This window comes from Telluria sp. B2, from assembly GCF_051789535.1.
Taxonomy (GTDB): domain Bacteria; phylum Pseudomonadota; class Gammaproteobacteria; order Burkholderiales; family Burkholderiaceae_D; genus Telluria.
The window spans coordinates 4,925,283-4,943,713 of record NZ_CP196525.1 but is presented as its reverse complement, the minus strand read 5'-3'; the positions used below and the strand labels follow the sequence as shown (position 1 = coordinate 4,943,713).

At 61.1% G+C, this 18,431-nt stretch carries 9 protein-coding genes, 2 tRNA genes and 4 rRNA genes; 10 read left to right on the top strand and 5 right to left on the bottom strand.

Going from position 1 to position 18,431, the window contains the following annotated elements; all coding sequences use genetic code 11:
* Positions 1-119: 119 nt before the first annotated feature.
* The 10 genes from rrf (ACSUZJ_RS21870) (at position 120) to rrf (ACSUZJ_RS21825) (ending at position 12,944) form a co-directional block, all read left to right on the top strand.
* Positions 120-232 (top strand): 5S ribosomal RNA (rrf, locus tag ACSUZJ_RS21870).
* A 455-nt stretch (positions 233-687) separates the two neighbouring features.
* A complete protein-coding gene (locus ACSUZJ_RS21865) occupies positions 688-2,142 on the top strand; it encodes a DUF3375 domain-containing protein (RefSeq protein ID WP_499411683.1) in 1,455 nt (484 codons plus the stop codon).
* A 10-nt stretch (positions 2,143-2,152) separates the two neighbouring features.
* Positions 2,153-2,746: a DUF4194 domain-containing protein gene (locus ACSUZJ_RS21860; RefSeq protein WP_312552707.1), complete on the top strand. Its 594-nt coding sequence runs from the start codon at positions 2,153-2,155 to the stop codon at positions 2,744-2,746.
* On the top strand, positions 2,743-6,195 hold the full coding sequence (locus tag ACSUZJ_RS21855) for an ATP-binding protein (protein ID WP_499411682.1): 3,453 nt from the start codon (positions 2,743-2,745) through the stop codon (positions 6,193-6,195). Before ACSUZJ_RS21860 ends, ACSUZJ_RS21855 begins: the two co-directional genes overlap by 4 nt.
* Positions 6,196-6,206: 11 nt before the next feature.
* Positions 6,207-7,397 (top strand): DUF3322 domain-containing protein, encoded by a 1,191-nt coding sequence (locus ACSUZJ_RS21850; RefSeq protein WP_499411680.1) that lies wholly within the window; start codon positions 6,207-6,209, stop codon positions 7,395-7,397.
* A 428-nt stretch (positions 7,398-7,825) separates the two neighbouring features.
* Positions 7,826-9,356, top strand: a 16S ribosomal RNA gene (locus tag ACSUZJ_RS21845).
* A gap of 80 nt (positions 9,357-9,436) precedes the next feature.
* A tRNA-Ile gene (locus ACSUZJ_RS21840) sits at positions 9,437-9,513 on the top strand.
* Positions 9,514-9,517: 4 nt separating this feature from the next.
* Positions 9,518-9,593: transfer RNA gene (locus tag ACSUZJ_RS21835), tRNA-Ala, on the top strand.
* A 243-nt stretch (positions 9,594-9,836) separates the two neighbouring features.
* Positions 9,837-12,712, top strand: a 23S ribosomal RNA gene (locus ACSUZJ_RS21830).
* Positions 12,713-12,831: 119 nt separating this feature from the next.
* Positions 12,832-12,944 (top strand): 5S ribosomal RNA (rrf, locus tag ACSUZJ_RS21825).
* Together the 16S, 23S and 5S rRNA genes with 2 tRNA genes alongside form the textbook arrangement of a ribosomal RNA operon.
* Before the next feature lie 236 nt (positions 12,945-13,180).
* Here the strand turns inward: rrf (ACSUZJ_RS21825) and ACSUZJ_RS21820 are convergent.
* From ACSUZJ_RS21820 to ACSUZJ_RS21800, 5 genes are all read right to left on the bottom strand, one after another.
* Positions 13,181-13,522, bottom strand: coding sequence for a DUF1840 domain-containing protein (locus tag ACSUZJ_RS21820; protein WP_499411679.1), 342 nt, complete (start codon positions 13,520-13,522; stop codon positions 13,181-13,183).
* A gap of 76 nt (positions 13,523-13,598) precedes the next feature.
* Positions 13,599-15,155, bottom strand: coding sequence for a putative ABC transporter permease subunit (locus tag ACSUZJ_RS21815; RefSeq protein ID WP_499411678.1), 1,557 nt, complete (start codon positions 15,153-15,155; stop codon positions 13,599-13,601).
* Positions 15,152-15,883, bottom strand: coding sequence for an ABC transporter ATP-binding protein (locus tag ACSUZJ_RS21810; RefSeq protein WP_499411677.1), 732 nt, complete (start codon positions 15,881-15,883; stop codon positions 15,152-15,154). The genes ACSUZJ_RS21815 and ACSUZJ_RS21810 overlap by 4 nt, the downstream gene beginning before the upstream one ends.
* On the bottom strand, positions 15,883-16,416 hold the full coding sequence (locus ACSUZJ_RS21805; RefSeq protein ID WP_499411675.1) for a hypothetical protein: 534 nt from the start codon (positions 16,414-16,416) through the stop codon (positions 15,883-15,885). The genes ACSUZJ_RS21810 and ACSUZJ_RS21805 overlap by 1 nt, the downstream gene beginning before the upstream one ends.
* Positions 16,417-16,877: 461 nt before the next feature.
* The gene (locus ACSUZJ_RS21800; RefSeq protein WP_499411674.1) at positions 16,878-18,395 is read right to left on the bottom strand and encodes a YifB family Mg chelatase-like AAA ATPase; all 1,518 of its coding nucleotides are present in this window, start codon (positions 18,393-18,395) and stop codon (positions 16,878-16,880) included.
* Between the last annotated feature and the right edge of the window lie 36 nt (positions 18,396-18,431).

The following is an 18,431-nucleotide window of genomic DNA, read 5'->3' as shown; positions in this document are numbered from 1 at the left end:
ATAACCTTAGCAGGTACAGGTCAGGATACAGCGCTGTTTGTTGATACAGTCGCTACCCAATACTTCTTCCAGATTCAGAGTGGCGCTCACATGGGTGAGCGAAACTCGTACAAGTCATGCCTGATGACCATAGCAAGTCGGTCCCACCCCTTCCCATCCCGAACAGGACCGTGAAACGACTTTGCGCCGATGATAGTGCTGCAACCAGTGTGAAAGTAGGTTATCGTCAGGCTAGTTATATTGCAGAAGCCCGCTGAGTAGATACTCGGCGGGCTTTTTGCTTTTCCGGCCTCGCTTTTCTCCAGTCTCCCTTCTCTCCATGTCGTCGGCACTCGACCCGGTGAGACCGCGTGGGGACGAGTCCCCACCCTACAAGGGCGGCTTTCCAGGCTGGGCAAGCATTTGCCACCGTCGTGTTTCCCCCGATTACGAAACCTCGGGTGAACAAACGCCGCCCAGGCTCGTAGGACACTGGGATAACGCAACGGTTCCGTTACCAGCTGTTCGTGTTCAAAACCTGGCTCACTAAGCGTCGAGCCCGTCAGAAAGCGAGCTGCAGCAGAGGAAGAGGCTGTGCAGTAAACACCCTTTTGCGGTTCTACTCCTCGAAACAATTTCCATTATTCTTTTGTCTAAATACCGCCAGGTCGCTTACATTGGACGTAGTGATGACACAGACAATCAAGAATGGATTACCAACAGCTCGCAGCCCAACGCCGCAGCCATCCGGCCTGGCGCCTTCTCGCCGCCGACCACGCGCCGATGATCGCCAGCTTCCTGTACCGGAGCTTTATCGCGCCGAACATTCGAACGTTCTCGCGTGACGAGCTCGTTACCCGGCTTGACGACCACCTCTTCCATCTGCACGACATGGCAGGCGAGCCGCTCTATTCGAAAAGCGCCGCCGCATATCTGGATGACTGGGCTGCCGACGATCGCGGCTGGCTACGAAAATATTATCCGGAAGGCGAAGACCAGCCGCACTACGACCTGACATCGCCTGCCGAGGCCGCCATCGAATGGTTGAAGGGACTGGGCCAGCGCAGTTTCATTGGTACCGAGTCGCGCCTGATGACGGTGTTCGGACTGCTCAAGCAGATCGTCGACGGCACCGAGCTGAATCCGCGTACACGCATTGCCGAGCTGCAGAAGCGCAAGGCCGATATCGATGCGGAGATTGCCCGGATCCGCGCCGGCCACGTCGAGCTGATGGAACCGGTGCAGGTGCGTGAACGCTTCCTGCAGATGGCGTCCACGGCGCGCGAGCTGCTGGCCGATTTTCGCGCCCTCGACCAGAACTTCCGCAGTCTCGATCGCGGCGTACGCGAACAGATCGCCACCTGGGATGGCGGCAAGGGCGAACTGCTGCAGCAAGTATTCGGCTGGCGCGACACGCTCACCGATTCCGACGAAGGCAAGAGCTTTCGTGCGTTCTGGGATTTGCTGATGTCGCCCGCGCGCCAGGACGAATTGAGCGGGCTGCTCGAACAGGTGATGGCAATGCCTGCCGTGCGTGAACTGGCGCCGGACAGCCGGCTGCGGCGCATCCATTACGACTGGCTCGAAGCCGGGGAGCTGACCCAGCGCACCGTCGCGCGCTTGTCCGAGCAGCTGCGGCGCTACCTCGACGACCAGGCCTGGCTCGAGAACCGGCGCATCATGGAACTGATCCGCAACGTCGAGCAGAAAGCACTGGTCCTGCGCGGCCGGATTCCCGACCAGGGATTGGGCGCCATCGACGAGCCCGGACCGGAAATCACGTTGCCGATGGAGCGCCTGCTCTACACGCCGCCTTTCAAGGCGGCGATCCGCGAAGTGGCGATCGATGAGTCGGAGGCGCCGATCGCGAGCGATGCTTTGTTCGACCAGGTGTATGTCGACCAGGCGCGCCTGTTGGCGGCGGTCCGGCGCGCCCTGCAAACCCGCCGCCAGATTTCGCTGGCGTCCCTGGTCGGCGAGGCACCGATCGAGCAGGGCCTGGCCGAACTGGCCACCTACCTGAAGCTGGCGAGCGATGACCCGGCCGCCGTCATCGACGACGAGCGTAGCGAGCAGGTCGACTGGGTCGACGGCGACGGTTACCGTCGACGCGCGACCGTGCCGCTGGTGGTGTTTGCCGTGAAGGAGCATGGCAATGAATGAACGAGAGCGAATGAACGACGACGATCAACTGGGACCCATCCTCATCGCCCTGTTCCAGGGTGTCTTGTACCGCGAAGCCGGCGCGGCGCCGTGGCAGGCGCTGCTCGACCTGCAGGCGCGCGTGCGCGACTACGCCGCCGTGATCGGCCTCGAACTGATCCTCGACGAAGCCGAGGGCTATGCCTACCTGCGCCAGCGCGCGCAGGCGCCCGATGCGCCGGCGCTGCCGCGCCTGGTGCAGCGCCGGCCGCTCAGTTTTCCCGTCAGCCTGCTGCTGGTCCTGCTGCGCAAGAAGCTGGCCGAGTTCGACGCCACAGGCGGCGAGACGCGCCTGGTCGTCAGCCGCGATGACATTGTTAACCACATGCGCCTGTTCCTGCCCGATACCGCGAACGAGGCGCGCCTGTTCGACCGCATGGAAACGCATCTGAACAAGGTGGTCGAGCTGGGCTTCCTGCGCCGCCTGCGCGGACAGGGAGAGCAATACGAAGTCAGGCGCATCCTGAAGGCGTTCGTGGATGCGCAGTGGCTCGACGATTTCGCCGCGCGCCTGGACGGCTATGCGCAACATGCTGCGGCGATTGACGACGGGGAGGGCGCATGAATACGCCATCGGATGCGGCTCCCGGCATGTTCACGCCGGACGGGCAAACCGAACTGCCGCTGGACGCCGGCGCAAGCGGCGCTCAGACGCCGCAGCCCGAGCCTGCCGCCACGGCCGAACGCGCCGGTTTCCGCCTGCACCGCTTCGAGGCCTACAACTGGGGTACTTTCCACGGGCGCGTCTGGCGCCTACACCCAGGCGGCGACAACATGCTGCTGACCGGCGACATCGGCTCGGGCAAGTCGACCCTGGTCGACGCCCTGACCACCTTGCTGGTCCCGGCCAACAAGATCGCCTACAACAAGGCGGCCGGCGCCGACGCCCGCGAGCGCAGCTTGCGCACCTATGTACTTGGCCACTACAAGTCGGAACGCGGCGACACGGGGGCCAATGCACGTGCGGTAGCGCTGCGCGACGAGCACAGCTATTCGGTCCTGCTTGGCGAATTCCAGAACGAGGGCTTCGCGCAGACGGTCACGCTGGCCCAGGTATTCTGGCTCAAGGATCCGCGCGGCCAGCCCGAGCGTTTCTACGTCGTCGCCGACGCCGCCCTCGCGATCCAGGAACACTTTACTGGTTTTGGCAGCGACATCGCGCAGTTGAAAAAGCGCCTGCGCGCGATTGCCGGCGTCACCCTGCACGACAGCTTTCCTCCTTATGGCGCCGAGTTCCGGCGCCGCTTCGGTATCGCTTCGGAGCAGGCGATGGACTTGTTCCACCAGACCGTGTCGATGAAATCGGTCGGCAACCTGACCGAGTTCGTGCGCGAGCACATGCTCGAACCTTTCCCGGTCCAGCCGCGCATCGATGCCCTGATCAGCCATTTCGACGACCTGAACCGCGCCCATGAGTCGGTACTCAAGGCCAAGGCGCAAATCGAGCACCTGTTGCCGCTGACGGATAACTGCGAGCGGCATGCCGCGCTGGTGAGCGAGGTGACAGGACTGCGCGGCTGCCGCGATGCGCTGCGTCCGTGGTTTGCGGGACTGAAGGGCGAACTGCTCGACAAGCGCATCGTGCACCTCGAGGCGGACGAGGGGAAGGCGAGCGCTAGGCTGGCCCAGCTCGATCAGCTGCGGCGCAGCCAGCTGCACAGCCGCGACGAACTGACGTTCGCCATCGCCGCCAATGGCGGCCACCGCATCGAGCAGATCAGGAACGAGATCGGGCGCCTCGATGCGCTGCGCCAGGAGAGGAGCATGCGCGCGGAGCAGTACCACGTCATCGCGTCCGACCTGTCGCTGCCCGGGGCATTCGACGCCGGCACGTTCGAGGCCAACCGCCGCGCCATCGAACAGGGCCAGGCCGATTGCATCGCTCAACGCGACGAGCGCAGCAATCGCCTGACGGAGGCGGGCGTGACGATCCGCGAATTGCGCGGACTGCACGGCGAGCTGACCGGCGAACTCGAGTCCCTGCGCCAGCGCCGCTCGAACATTCCGCGTCAGATGCTGGCAGTGCGCGAGGCTTTGTGCGACACGCTGGCGATCGCCCCCGACGCGCTGCCGTTCATCGGCGAACTGATCCAGGTGCGCGAGGACGACGCGGCCTGGGAGGGCGCGGCCGAGCGCCTGCTGCATGCCTTCGGCCTGTCGCTGCTGGTGCCGGAGACGCATTATGCGCAAGTGGCCGCATGGGCCGAGCGCACCCATCTCGGGGCGCGCCTGGTGTATTTCCGGGTGCGTCCGAACGTGGCGGCCGAAGCGCAGGCGCTGCATCCGCGCTCGCTGGTGCGCAAGCTGGCGGTCTCTCCGGCGTCGCCTTTCTATGCCTGGATCGACAACGAACTGGCGCGCCGCTTCGATTACGCCTGCTGCGACAGCATGGACCAGTTCCGCCGCGAGGGCCGCGCCATTACCAGCAACGGCCAGATGAAGTCGGGCGGCGAGCGCCACGAAAAGGACGACCGCCACCGCATCGACGACAGGACGCGTTATGTACTGGGCTGGAGCAACGAGGCAAAGATCGCTGCGCTGGCCAAGCAGGAGCGCGACCTGTCGACGCGCGTGCAGGCCCAGGCCGAGCAGGTACGCACGCTCAAGCGTGAAGTCGACGAAGCGAACGCCTTGCACGGGTTGTGGCAGAGGCTGGGCGTGTACGCGAATTTCGCCGAGCTGGATTGGAAGCCGCTGGTCAGCGAGATCGAGCGTCTCGCCGCCGAACAGCAGGCGCTGGCCGCGTCGTCCGACCTGCTGCGCACCCTGCAGCAGCAACTGCAGAAACTGCTTGCGGCACAGGCGCAGGCCGAGGAGCAGCACCTGGCTGTCACCAGGCAGCAGGCAACCCTCACCGAAAAGCTTGCGCAGGCACGCAGCCAGCGTGAGGAATGCCTGCAGCTTTCCTCCGTCATCGAACCCGGGGTGGCCGCAGCCGCCTTTCCGGCGCTGGCCGCGCTGCGCGAAGTGGCGCTGGGCGAGCACACGCTGACGGTCGAGTCCTGCGACAGCCGCGAACGCGAGATGCGCGAGTTCCTGCAGGCGCGGATCGACGCCGAAGGCAAGCGAATCGAACGCCTGCGCGACCAGATCATATCGGCCATGCAGGATTACGTGCGCACCTGGCCGCTCGACGCGCGCGAAGTCGACGTCTCCATCGATGCGGCGGGCGAATTCGGGCGCATGCTCGAGGCGCTCCAGGCCGACGACCTGCCGCGCTTCGCCGGGCGCTTCAAGGCGCTCCTCAACGAGAACACCATCCGCGAGATCGCCGGCTTTCAGTCACAGCTCAAGCGCGAGCGCGAGACCATCCGCGAGCGCATCGATACCATCAACGCCTCGCTGCACGCGATCGACTACAACCCGAACCGCTACATCGCGCTGGAGGCCGAGCCCAGCCTGGACGCCGACCTGCGCGACTTTCAGCAGGATCTGCGCAGCTGTACCGAGGGCGCGCTGACCGGTTCCGCCGACGAGGAATACACGGAAGCGAAGTTCCTGCAAGTGCGCCGCATCATCGAGCGCTTCCGCGGACGCGAGGGCAGCGCCGAGATGGACAGGCGTTGGACCCGCAAGGTGACCGACGTGCGCAACTGGTTCGTCTTTTCGGCTTCCGAACGCTGGCGCGAAGACGATCGCGAGCACGAGCACTATACGGATGCGGGCGGCAAGTCGGGCGGCCAGAAGGAAAAGCTGGCGTATACCGTCCTGGCAGCGAGCCTGGCCTACCAGTTCGGGCTCGAATGGGGCGCGGTGCGCTCGCGCTCGTTCCGCTTCGTGGTGATCGACGAAGCCTTTGGGCGCGGCTCGGACGAATCGGCGCGCTATGGCCTCGAACTGTTCCGCCGCATGAACCTGCAGCTGCTGATCGTCACGCCGCTTCAGAAGATACACATCATCGAGCCGTATGTCGCCGGCCTCGGTTTCGTGCACAGCGAAGAAGGGCGGCAGTCGATGCTGCGCTACCTGAGCATTGAAGAATACCGCGCAGAACGCAGCGCGCGCGGCGCATGACGGGGCGGCATATGGCGCAGTGGTCGACGCCGGCCGATATCGTCGCAACGGTACGCAAGCTGTGGGACAGCGGCGCCCTGCTGGCGGCGCGCCTCGACCGCGCTGAGCTGTTTCCCTACGCGCAGCGCCTGCGCCAGCCCGGGGCGGCCGAGATGGGGGAGCAGTTCGAGGCGGTTCGCACCTGGATCGCCGCCCTGGTTGGCGAGAGTCGCGAACGCAAGGGGTATGGCTACGATCTGGTCTGGCGCGAGATCAATCACCGTCAGTTGGGGCGCAACAGCATTCCGGCCGCGGTATCGATTCCATCCGAAGCCGATGCCTTGCGCATGATCGGGCGCGGGGCCGAGGCACGTCGCTTCGACACCCTGGCCGGCGCGACGCTGGCGGCGTTTCCTTCGCTATCGCCATGGGTTCGCGCGCATCCGCTGGCGCTGCTCGAGCACGGGGACTGTTGGGCGCAAGTACTCGCAGTGCTGGACTGGTTCGTACGCCACCCGCGCCCGGGACTGTATTTGCGCCAGCTCGATATCGCCGGCGTCGACAGCAAATTCATCGAAGCGCGCAGGGGACTGCTGGCCGAGCTGCTCGACCAGGTGCTGCCGGCGGAGGCTGTCGTGGCGGACGCGCTTGGCAGCAAGCAGTTCGAAGCGCGTTTTGGCCTGCTGAGCAAGCCGCCCATGATTCGCTTCCGTTTGCTCGATCCCGAGCACTTCATTGGCGGTTTGTCCGATCTCACCGTGCCGGTGGCGCAGTTCGCATCGCTGCAGAGCAGGGTGGAGCGCGTGTTCGTGACCGAAAACGAAGTCAATGCCTTGGCATTCCCGCCTGTGCGCTCGGGGATGGTCGTCTTCGGCGGCGGTTATGGCATCGATCGCCTGGCCCAGGCTGAGTGGCTGCGCAACAGAGAACTGTTCTATTGGGGCGACATCGACACCCATGGTTTTGCCATTCTCGACCGCTTGCGCATGAACCTCCCGCACGCCCGCTCCATTTTGATGGATGAAGCAACCCTGCACGCGCATCGTCACCTGTGGGGAAAAGAGGACCCGGACAAACGCTTCCTTGCCGAACTGACGCGCCTGACCTTGGCCGAGAAAACGCTGTTTCTCGCGCTGCGCGACGATTGCCATGTCGAGCGCCTGCGGCTGGAGCAGGAACGCATCGGCTACACCTGGGCAGCGGATGCAATACGCGCGGCGTGAAGTGTGTGGCCGAATCGCCTCTTGCGCCAATGGATGAGCTTTGTTATAGTTCGGTCCCTCGCGAAAACGACAACGAAATCAAGTAGTTGAAGAGTTCACGAGGGCCGCGCCAAAACGCGGTGCTGTAAAAAAGAAGTTGACGAACATCGCGAAACACTGCATAATCTCACTTCTCTGCTGCTGACGAACAAAACGATTCGCAAGCGCAGCAAGGTAGTACAGAACAACGGTTCTTTAACAATTAACAGTCGATAAGTGTGGGCGTTTGATGAAGGTGCCAGCTGACTTGTTCAGCTGATTACTTAAAATATCAAATGTTCGCACAAAGTATTAAACGTTGTCTCAGCAATGGGATGACGGTCAGTATTTTGAGTGAGCGACTCCGCTAGCGATAGCGGATGACTCGAAAGAGTCAACAAACAGAGATTGAACTGAAGAGTTTGATCCTGGCTCAGATTGAACGCTGGCGGCATGCTTTACACATGCAAGTCGAACGGCAGCACGGGCTTCGGCCTGGTGGCGAGTGGCGAACGGGTGAGTAATACATCGGAACGTACCCAGAAGTGGGGGATAACGTAGCGAAAGTTACGCTAATACCGCATACGTTCTACGGAAGAAAGTGGGGGATCGCAAGACCTCATGCTTTTGGAGCGGCCGATGTCTGATTAGCTAGTTGGTGAGGTAAAGGCTCACCAAGGCGACGATCAGTAGCTGGTCTGAGAGGACGACCAGCCACACTGGAACTGAGACACGGTCCAGACTCCTACGGGAGGCAGCAGTGGGGAATTTTGGACAATGGGCGCAAGCCTGATCCAGCAATGCCGCGTGAGTGAAGAAGGCCTTCGGGTTGTAAAGCTCTTTTGTCAGGGAAGAAACGGTAGGAGCTAATATCTCTTGCTAATGACGGTACCTGAAGAATAAGCACCGGCTAACTACGTGCCAGCAGCCGCGGTAATACGTAGGGTGCAAGCGTTAATCGGAATTACTGGGCGTAAAGCGTGCGCAGGCGGTTTTGTAAGTCTGACGTGAAATCCCCGGGCTCAACCTGGGAATTGCGTTGGAGACTGCAAGGCTGGAGTCTGGCAGAGGGGGGTAGAATTCCACGTGTAGCAGTGAAATGCGTAGAGATGTGGAGGAACACCGATGGCGAAGGCAGCCCCCTGGGTCAAGACTGACGCTCATGCACGAAAGCGTGGGGAGCAAACAGGATTAGATACCCTGGTAGTCCACGCCCTAAACGATGTCTACTAGTTGTCGGGTTTTAATTAACTTGGTAACGCAGCTAACGCGTGAAGTAGACCGCCTGGGGAGTACGGTCGCAAGATTAAAACTCAAAGGAATTGACGGGGACCCGCACAAGCGGTGGATGATGTGGATTAATTCGATGCAACGCGAAAAACCTTACCTACCCTTGACATGTCAGGAATCCTCGAGAGATCGGGGAGTGCCCGAAAGGGAACCTGAACACAGGTGCTGCATGGCTGTCGTCAGCTCGTGTCGTGAGATGTTGGGTTAAGTCCCGCAACGAGCGCAACCCTTGTCATTAGTTGCTACGCAAGAGCACTCTAATGAGACTGCCGGTGACAAACCGGAGGAAGGTGGGGATGACGTCAAGTCCTCATGGCCCTTATGGGTAGGGCTTCACACGTCATACAATGGTACATACAGAGGGCCGCCAACCCGCGAGGGGGAGCTAATCCCAGAAAGTGTATCGTAGTCCGGATCGCAGTCTGCAACTCGACTGCGTGAAGTTGGAATCGCTAGTAATCGCGGATCAGCATGCCGCGGTGAATACGTTCCCGGGTCTTGTACACACCGCCCGTCACACCATGGGAGCGGGTTTTACCAGAAGTAGGTAGCTTAACCGCAAGGAGGGCGCTTACCACGGTAGGATTCGTGACTGGGGTGAAGTCGTAACAAGGTAGCCGTATCGGAAGGTGCGGCTGGATCACCTCCTTTCTAGAGTAGCACCGGAGACGAAAGTCTCGGCATCAAGCGCCTACGCTTATCGACTGTTGAATAAATAACGAGAACAGTTTGGGTCTGTAGCTCAGTCGGTTAGAGCACCGTGTTGATAACGCGGGGGTCGTTGGTTCGAATCCAACCAGACCCACCACATAGGGGGATTAGCTCAGCTGGGAGAGCACCTGCTTTGCAAGCAGGGGGTCGTCGGTTCGATCCCGTCATCCTCCACCACTTTCTTGAGAATACAAACGTAAGCGGCGCAACGGCGTGTGTTTAGGTTTGATCTTTTCGAGATCACTGTTTTTTCGTTCTTTAACAATCTGGAAGAAGTAAAGTTTTTTTAAGCGTGTAAGCGAATCAGAAATGATGAGCGAGCACACTTAGGGTAGTAATCAAAGTATCAACAAACATGCAATAACGCTGTACTCTTGATCCTGTAGCGTTCCCTGTTGTCAGCAGGGGCTAACGTTATAGGGACAAGCGAATAAGTGCACATGGTGGATGCCTTGGCGATTACAGGCGATGAAGGACGTAGTAGCTTGCGATAAGCTGCGGGGAGTGAGCAAACACACTTTGATCCGCAGATTTCCGAATGGGGAAACCCGGCCCTTTGGGTCATTGCATGCTGAATACATAGGCATGCAAAGCGAACGCGGCGAACTGAAACATCTAAGTAGCTGCAGGAAAAGAAATCAACCGAGATTCCCAAAGTAGTGGCGAGCGAAATGGGAAGAGCCTGTACGTGATAGTCGATCGGATAGTGGAACAGATTGGAAACTCTGGCCATAGCGGGTGATAGCCCCGTACACGAAATCCGGACGGTGGTACTAAGCGTACGACAAGTAGGGCGGGACACGAGAAATCCTGTCTGAACATGGGGGGACCATCCTCCAAGGCTAAATACTCGTAATCGACCGATAGTGAACCAGTACCGTGAGGGAAAGGCGAAAAGAACCCCGGGAGGGGAGTGAAATAGATCCTGAAACCGTGTGCATACAAACAGTCGGAGCGGACTTGATCCGTGACGGCGTACCTTTTGTATAATGGGTCAGCGACTTACATTCAGTGGCGAGGTTAACCGAATAGGGGAGCCGTAGAGAAATCGAGTCCGAACAGGGCGACAGTCGCTGGGTGTAGACCCGAAACCAGGTGATCTACCCATGGCCAGGATGAAGGTGCGGTAACACGCCCTGGAGGTCCGAACCCACTAATGTTGAAAAATTAGGGGATGAGCTGTGGGTAGGGGTGAAAGGCTAAACAAACCTGGAAATAGCTGGTTCTCTCCGAAAACTATTTAGGTAGTGCCTCAAGTATCACCATCGGGGGTAGAGCACTGTTATGGCTAGGGGGTCATTGCGACTTACCAAACCATTGCAAACTCCGAATACCGATGAGTGCGAGCTTGGGAGACAGACGTCGGGTGCTAACGTCCGGCGTCAAGAGGGAAACAACCCAGACCGCCAGCTAAGGTCCCAAAGATTGGCTAAGTGGAAAACGAAGTGGGAAGGCTAAAACAGTCAGGATGTTGGCTTAGAAGCAGCCACCATTTAAAGAAAGCGTAATAGCTCACTGATCGAGTCGTCCTGCGCGGAAGATGTAACGGGGCTAAGCCAGTCACCGAAGCTGCGGATATGTCTTATGACATATGGTAGGAGAGCGTTCTGTAAGCCTGCGAAGGTGTCTTGTAAAGGATGCTGGAGGTATCAGAAGTGCGAATGCTGACATGAGTAGCGATAATGCGGGTGAAAAGCCCGCACGCCGTAAGCCCAAGGTTTCCTGTTCAACGTTCATCGGAGCAGGGTGAGTCGGCCCCTAAGGCGAGGCAGAGATGCGTAGCTGATGGGAAGCAGGTTAATATTCCTGCACCGTCGTATGATGCGATGGGGGGACGGATCGCGGAAGGTTGTCCAGCTGTTGGAATAGCTGGTTCTTGACTCATAGAAGGCGCTTAGGCAAATCCGGGCGCGGAATTCAAGGGGTCGAGACGGGTGGCCATGCGCCACGAAGCAATCGGAAGTGGTTCCAAGAAAAGCCTCTAAGCTTCAGTCATACGAGACCGTACCGCAAACCGACACAGGTGGGCGAGATGAGTATTCTAAGGCGCTTGAGAGAACTCGGGAGAAGGAACTCGGCAAATTGGTACCGTAACTTCGGGAAAAGGTACGCCCCGGTAGCTTGATCACTTTACTGTGTGAGGGCGAAAGGGTTGCAATAAACTGGTGGCTGCGACTGTTTAATAAAAACACAGCACTCTGCAAACACGAAAGTGGACGTATAGGGTGTGACGCCTGCCCGGTGCTGGAAGATTAAATGATGGGGTGCAAGCTCTTGATTGAAGTCCCAGTAAACGGCGGCCGTAACTATAACGGTCCTAAGGTAGCGAAATTCCTTGTCGGGTAAGTTCCGACCTGCACGAATGGCGTAACGATGGCCACACTGTCTCCTCCCGAGACTCAGCGAAGTTGAAATGTTTGTGATGATGCAATCTACCCGCGGCTAGACGGAAAGACCCCATGAACCTTTACTGTAGCTTTGCATTGGACTTTGAACCAATCTGTGTAGGATAGGTGGGAGGCTTTGAAGCGGGGACGCCAGTTCCCGTGGAGCCATCCTTGAAATACCACCCTGGTTTGTTTGAGGTTCTAACCTTGGTCCGTTATCCGGATCGGGGACAGTGCATGGTAGGCAGTTTGACTGGGGCGGTCTCCTCCTAAAGTGTAACGGAGGAGTTCGAAGGTACGCTAGGTACGGTCGGACATCGTGCTAATAGTGCAATGGCATAAGCGTGCTTAACTGCGAGACCGACAAGTCGAGCAGGTACGAAAGTAGGACATAGTGATCCGGTGGTTCTGTATGGAAGGGCCATCGCTCAACGGATAAAAGGTACTCTGGGGATAACAGGCTGATTCCTCCCAAGAGTTCATATCGACGGGGGAGTTTGGCACCTCGATGTCGGCTCATCACATCCTGGGGCTGTAGCCGGTCCCAAGGGTATGGCTGTTCGCCATTTAAAGTGGTACGTGAGCTGGGTTTAAAACGTCGTGAGACAGTTTGGTCCCTATCTGCCGTGGGCGTTGGAAATTTGAAGGGGGCTGCTCCTAGTACGAGAGGACCGGAGTGGACGAACCTCTGGTGTACCGGTTGTCACGCCAGTGGCATTGCCGGGTAGCTAAGTTCGGAAGAGATAACCGCTGAAAGCATCTAAGCGGGAAACTTGCCTTGAGATGAGATTTCCCGGAGCCTTGAGCTCCTTGAAGGGTCGTTCGAGACCAGGACGTTGATAGGCTGGGTGTGGAAGTGCAGTAATGCATTAAGCTAACCAGTACTAATTGCCCGTACGGCTTGTCCCTATAACCTTAGCAGGTACAGGTCAGGATACAGCGCTGTTTGTTGATACAGTCGCTACCCAATACTTCTTCCAGATTCAGAGTGGCGCTCACATGGGTGAGCGAAACTCGTACAAGTCATGCCTGATGACCATAGCAAGTCGGTCCCACCCCTTCCCATCCCGAACAGGACCGTGAAACGACTTTGCGCCGATGATAGTGCTGCAACCAGTGTGAAAGTAGGTTATCGTCAGGCTAGTTATAAGAAAAACCCCACCGAGTGATCTCGGTGGGGTTTTTTGCTTTTGGGCCGTCGTTTCCGCTGCCCGTTTCTCTCCGGGCCGCAGGCCGATCAACCGGTGAGACCGCGTGGACAGTAGGGCCGGCTACATGGCGGCACGAGCTACAAAAGCAAAAAAGGGAGCGCAAGCGCTCCCTTTTGTTTGATGCAGTCCGCGGCTGGACAGCCGGTTGGCCAGACAAGCCGCTGCTTTACACGCCCCAAAGGATATCGCAGTGCTGGTCACGTGCTGCGCGCAGCATTTCCAGCATTGGATAGGCGCGGGTCGAAAAGCTGACGATTTCGACCGGTTCGTGCTCGGGATCGTCCTCATCCACGCGATGGGCCTTGATGTCCTGCTCCACCTCGTCGGTCGACGGATGCTTGCGGCTCTCTTCGATTTCGTGTTCCAGCAACTGGACTGCGCGGCCGGCCTCTTCCGAGGTGATGACACCCATCTCCGGCTCCTTGTTGAGCAGGTCGAGGATGCGCTTGGCGTGCTCCTGATACATCATCACGTCAGGATAAGCTTTGCTTTTGAAGGTGATTAGCATATGGGTACTCGTTTTGTTAGCGTCGTGACTAAACGATAACACGAGTGCTCATTATGGGGCATCCCGCGCGTGTCCGCTAGCGCGAACGGTGCCGAAACGACCAGGCCAGCACCGGCATGCCCAGCGCGACTGCGGCGGCGGCGGCAATGCCCAGCACCATGCCAAGGCCGGGTTGCACCATAGCGGCAGCCATGGGCAAGAGAAACGCCAGCGCGCCCCAGCCAAGGACGTTGCTCAGCTCGAGGATCACGCTCAGTCCATTGCGCTGTCCGCGTGAGGTGAACTTGTCGCGGCTACCCGGCTTGCCGCTCCACATTACGATCAGGGCCGCCGCAAGACTGACTCCGCCGACAGTGAACGCAGCAAGCGCGCCCGCGAGCGGCTGGTCGAGCGCGAGCCAGAGCGCCGGCACCCCGACCAGCACCAGCACCGGTCCCAGCGCCGCGATGAGTTTGGCGTTGCGGATCGTGCCCGCCTGTGCGGGGGAGGATTGCAGCAGGTCCGGCGCATCCTCGGCCAGCAGGACGATCCACGCCAGAGATGCGCTCAGGGAGCCGGCCAGCATCGTCAGCCCGGCGCCCAGGGCCATCGGCTGCGGCCCTTCGCTGCGCAGGGCGAGGAAGGCCAGCGGCAGCAGGTATAGCAACTGCAACAGCACTTGGGAGATCAGATGCGGGTCGCGCAGGATCAACTGCCACTCCTTCCTGATGAGGACAGCGAACAGGCTGCGCCCGAACCGGAAGCGCAGCGCACCGCTCGCAGCCCGGGTTGCGCGTCCGCTCCCGGCCGCCAGCTGCAGCCCGCGTGTGAAACTGAGATGGGTCAGGGCGACCGTGAGCCCGAAGGCCAGCACTGCCAGCGCGACCATGAAGACGTTCGCCAGCGGATCACCCAGCGCAGCCCGTCCCGGCAGCCACAACATGCTGGCCGCGTCGACGCCGCCCCCGGTTCTCAGAATACGCACCAGGTCGGCTTCCCGGTCCGGCTGGCCCATGCCCATCATGTTCGGCAACTGCGACAACAGAAATAGCAGGGCGCCCGCGATCGCACCGAGCACTTGCGCCACGACGCGCGTGCGGCGCGCACCCAGCCAGCGTACCAGGCCGAGCGTCAACAGCATGGCGGCCGATGCCGCGATCGCCGCCATGCCCAGCAGGACAGGGTAGGCCGCCAGCCAGCGCGGCTGCCCGAGCAGCACACCGGCATGGGCCAGCGGCGTCAGGAAGAAGAGGTAGATGGCTGCGATCTTGACCACGATGCCCGCGAGCCGCACCGTGAAGATGCTGCGCGAGGGCAGGGGCGAGGACAGCAGCAGGTCCATGTCACCGCGGTCGAACAGGACCTCGACGCTGGATTTCAGCGCGCCCGACAGCATGAACAGGAAGGTCGCCAGCAGGAGCGCGCTGGCAGCGACGACGAGCGCGTGCGGCGGCTGGCCCCCGCCAGGCACGGCTCGCCTCAGCAGGAAGTAGGCTCCGACATGCAACAGCAGCCACAGGCCCAGCCCGACCACGACCATCAACCAGTGAAAACGGCGCGGCTGCTCAGGAGTGGCGGAGGACAGGCTCGTGTAGCAGAACATGCGCAGCTTGTGCCGCAGCAGCCACCATGCGCTGCCGGGACGAGCGCTCAAGCCTGCCCCGTCAGTTGCAGGAACATGTCCTCCAGCGTCTGCGCTGCCGTCCGCTCGCGCAGTTCGGCCAGCGTGCCCTCGGCAATCAGGCGGCCATGCTGGATAATCCCGATGCGCTGGGCCAGGCGCTCGGCCACCTCCAGGATATGCGTGGTCAGGATGACGGTGCCGCCGCCCGCCACATGCGACTGCAGCAGGTCCTTGACCTGGCGCGCGGCTCCGGCATCGAGTCCCGTGAGCGGTTCGTCCAGGATCAACAGTTGCGGCTCATGGATCAGTGCACCGGCCAGCGCCAGTTTCTGCTTCATCCCGCGCGAAAAACCTTCGGTCAGTTCGTGCGCGTGCTTGCTCAAATCCAGCCAGTCCAGAAGGCGCCGCGCACGCGGCTCGGCCGCCGCGGCATCGACACCCCAGAGGCCGGCGACGAATTCCAGGTACTCGGTCGGTTTCAGTTTCCCATACAGCATGGGGTCGTCGGGCAGGTAGGCCATCGTGCGTTTCGCGCCGGCGGGATCGCGCGCCAGGTCGATCCCGTTGACTTCGATACGGCCGGCATCAGGCGCCAGCAGTCCGGCCACCATGCGTAATGTGGTCGTCTTGCCGGCACCGTTCGGGCCCAGCAGCGCATACAGCTCGCCGCGCGGCACAGACAGGCTGATTCCGTCGACGGCAGGGCGGCCGAAGGCTTTATGCAGGCCGGCCAGGAGGAGGGCGGGCGAGTCCGGCATCACAGCAGCGTGAACGATTTGACGAACTGCTCGGACTGCTCCGCCGTCACGTCTTTTTCCGGACCCAGCACGATGACTTGGTAAAAGCGCTTGCCGCGCGACTCGAAATGTCCGGCCAGTTTCATCGGCCCGCCCCTGCCTGTGCCGGTCGCATCGATATCGACACTCTTGCGCTCGCTGTCAGGCGTCCCATTGCTGGCGGCACTGGCACTTTCCCGCTGCACGGTCGCATTGATATTGCGCAGCATCGCCGTCCGCATCGCGTCGACCGCCGCCTTGGCCAGCTCTGGATCCGGCGCAACACCGGAGCCGACCGCGAACATGACGCCCTCGACCTCGGCGGCGGTCATGGTCATCTCGACCTTCATGCCGTTCAGGTCGACGCTGCGCGTGTGCGTCGCCGGCTTGGCCGGGAACATCACTTGGTAAGGTGCGTCCGGGCTGCGGTAGTCGCGCCAGTTATAGGTCGGATTGCAGCCGGCCAGCAGCGCAGCCACCAGTACCAGTGTTGCGGACAGTTTATTTTTTCGCATGCCTTGATGGTAACAAAGCGGACTTGCCAGGGCCAGCTTTTGTGCAGGCCACCGTCAGCAGCGGTGAGCAAGCGAGCTTGTGCCCATGAGACTGTCAGCGCACCTGGCAAAACCAGGCATGGCTGGTTGTATCGCCGCGCCGTACAAGCCTGCTGTCGGCCTGCGTCGGGTGGTCGCGTCTCTTATGCTCAAGTTTTGTCAGGCCTTGCTGCTCACTGCCCAGTGTGCGCGCTGCCATATCTAACCAGCAATACCGCGAGAACCGAACCTGCAGACCATGAACAATAGGTGAAAGAGACCGCGCCGGGAATTCGAAACATATCGAGCCTCCTTGCAGGCGCCTGGTTGGCCGCTTGTGGCCGCCGGCTGCAGTCCAGGATGCTTAGCCGTCTGACCGCCGTCCTGTTGGAAGTTCGGGCCTTGCCAAAGCGCGGCCGGCGCGGCGTAAGGACGTGCGGACGCTACCTTTCGCGTAGCCCGCGCCGGTACTGGACGGCTTCGGCCATGTGCGCCGGGCCGATCGCAGCCGACTGCGCCAGATCGGCGATGGTGCGGGCCACCTTCAGCACCCGGTGATAAGCCCGCGCCGACCAGTTCATGTGCGACATCGCCGCGCGCAGCGTCCGGTCGCTGGCCTTGTCGAGCACGCAGAAGCGATCGATCTCGTGCGTCGTCAAACGCTGGTTCGGTTTCCCCTGGCGTGCGATCTGCAACGCATGCGCGCCGGCTACGCGGGCGGCGATGTCGGCCGTGGATTCGCCGTCGGCCTGGACGCTCATGGCCTCCGGCGCCATGGCGGCGACCTCGATCTGCATGTCGATGCGGTCGAGCAGGGGACCGGAAATACGGTCCTGGTAGCGCTGCGCCGCCTCGTTGGTGCAATGGCACTTGCCGGAAGGGTGACCGTACCAGCCGCAGGGGCAGGGATTCATCGCGGCCACGAGCTGGAAGCGCGCCGGGAAATCCGCCTGGTGGGCGGCACGGGAGATGGTGATACGGCCCGACTCCAACGGTTGGCGCAACACCTCCAGCACCTTGCGGTCGAACTCGGGAAGTTCGTCCAGGAACAGGACACCGCAGTGCGCCAGCGAGACCTCGCCGGGACGCGGCACATTGCCGCCGCCAACCAGAGCAACGCCCGAACTTGTATGGTGCGGACTGCGAAACGGCCGGGCACGCCACTGTTCGGCGGAAAACCTGCCGGTCAGCGAGTGGACGGCGGCCGCTTCCAGCGCCTCCTCGTCCGTCATCGGCGGCAGCAGACCGGGAAAGCGCGAAGCCAGCATGCTTTTACCGGCGCCAGGCGGGCCGAGCAGCAGGATCGAATGGCTGCCTGCCGCCGCGATCTCGAGCGCGCGTTTCACGTGCAGTTGCCCCTTCACGTCCGAGAAGTCAGGATAGCGCGGCGCCTGCACCGGTGCTTCCTTGCTGTAGCGCGGCAACCGCGCATTTTCTTCGGTCGCCGCGAAGTGGGCGCACACCTGCAGCAGCGTGTCGGCAGGGTAGACGCGGGCGTCGGTGACCAGCGCGGCCTCGTCGGCGTTTGCCTTGGGCAGGATGAAGGCGCGGCCGCTGCCGGCGCCACTGCGTTGAATAGCGAAGGTCATGGCCAGCGCGCCGCGTACCGGGCGCAACTGGCCCGACAGCGACAGCTCGCCGGCGAACTCGTATTTGTCGAGTTCCTTCGCGGGGATCTGGCCGGACGCCGCCAGGATGCCCAGCGCCATCGGCAGGTCGAAACGGCCCGATTCCTTCGGCAGGTCGGCTGGCGCCAGATTGATGGTGATGCGCCGCGCGGGAATTTCGAAACCGACGTTCTGCAAGGCCGCGCGCACCCGGTCCTTGGCTTCGCGCACTTCGGCGTCCGGCAGGCCGACGATCGTGAAACTGGGGAGCCCATTTGCCAGGTGCACTTCGACGCTGACAGGGAGGGCTTCCATGCCGGCAAGGGCGCGGCTTCGCAAGACGGCGAGGCTCATGGGATTCCTGACGAGTGAAGACTCGCAGGATGGTGG

Excerpts from the sequence above, each read along its gene's own strand:
- ACSUZJ_RS21865 (WP_499411683.1), top strand. The coding sequence starts at position 688 with ATGGATTACCAACAGCTCGCAGCCCAACGCCGCAGCCATCCGGCCTGG.
- ACSUZJ_RS21860 (WP_312552707.1), top strand. The coding sequence starts at position 2,153 with ATGAACGACGACGATCAACTGGGACCCATCCTCATCGCCCTGTTCCAG.
- ACSUZJ_RS21855 (WP_499411682.1), top strand. The coding sequence starts at position 2,743 with ATGAATACGCCATCGGATGCGGCTCCCGGCATGTTCACGCCGGACGGG.
- ACSUZJ_RS21850 (WP_499411680.1), top strand. The coding sequence starts at position 6,207 with ATGGCGCAGTGGTCGACGCCGGCCGATATCGTCGCAACGGTACGCAAG.
- ACSUZJ_RS21820 (WP_499411679.1), bottom strand. The coding sequence starts at position 13,522 with ATGCTAATCACCTTCAAAAGCAAAGCTTATCCTGACGTGATGATGTAT.
- ACSUZJ_RS21810 (WP_499411677.1), bottom strand. The coding sequence starts at position 15,883 with ATGCCGGACTCGCCCGCCCTCCTCCTGGCCGGCCTGCATAAAGCCTTC.
- ACSUZJ_RS21805 (WP_499411675.1), bottom strand. The coding sequence starts at position 16,416 with ATGCGAAAAAATAAACTGTCCGCAACACTGGTACTGGTGGCTGCGCTG.
- ACSUZJ_RS21800 (WP_499411674.1), bottom strand. The coding sequence starts at position 18,395 with ATGAGCCTCGCCGTCTTGCGAAGCCGCGCCCTTGCCGGCATGGAAGCC.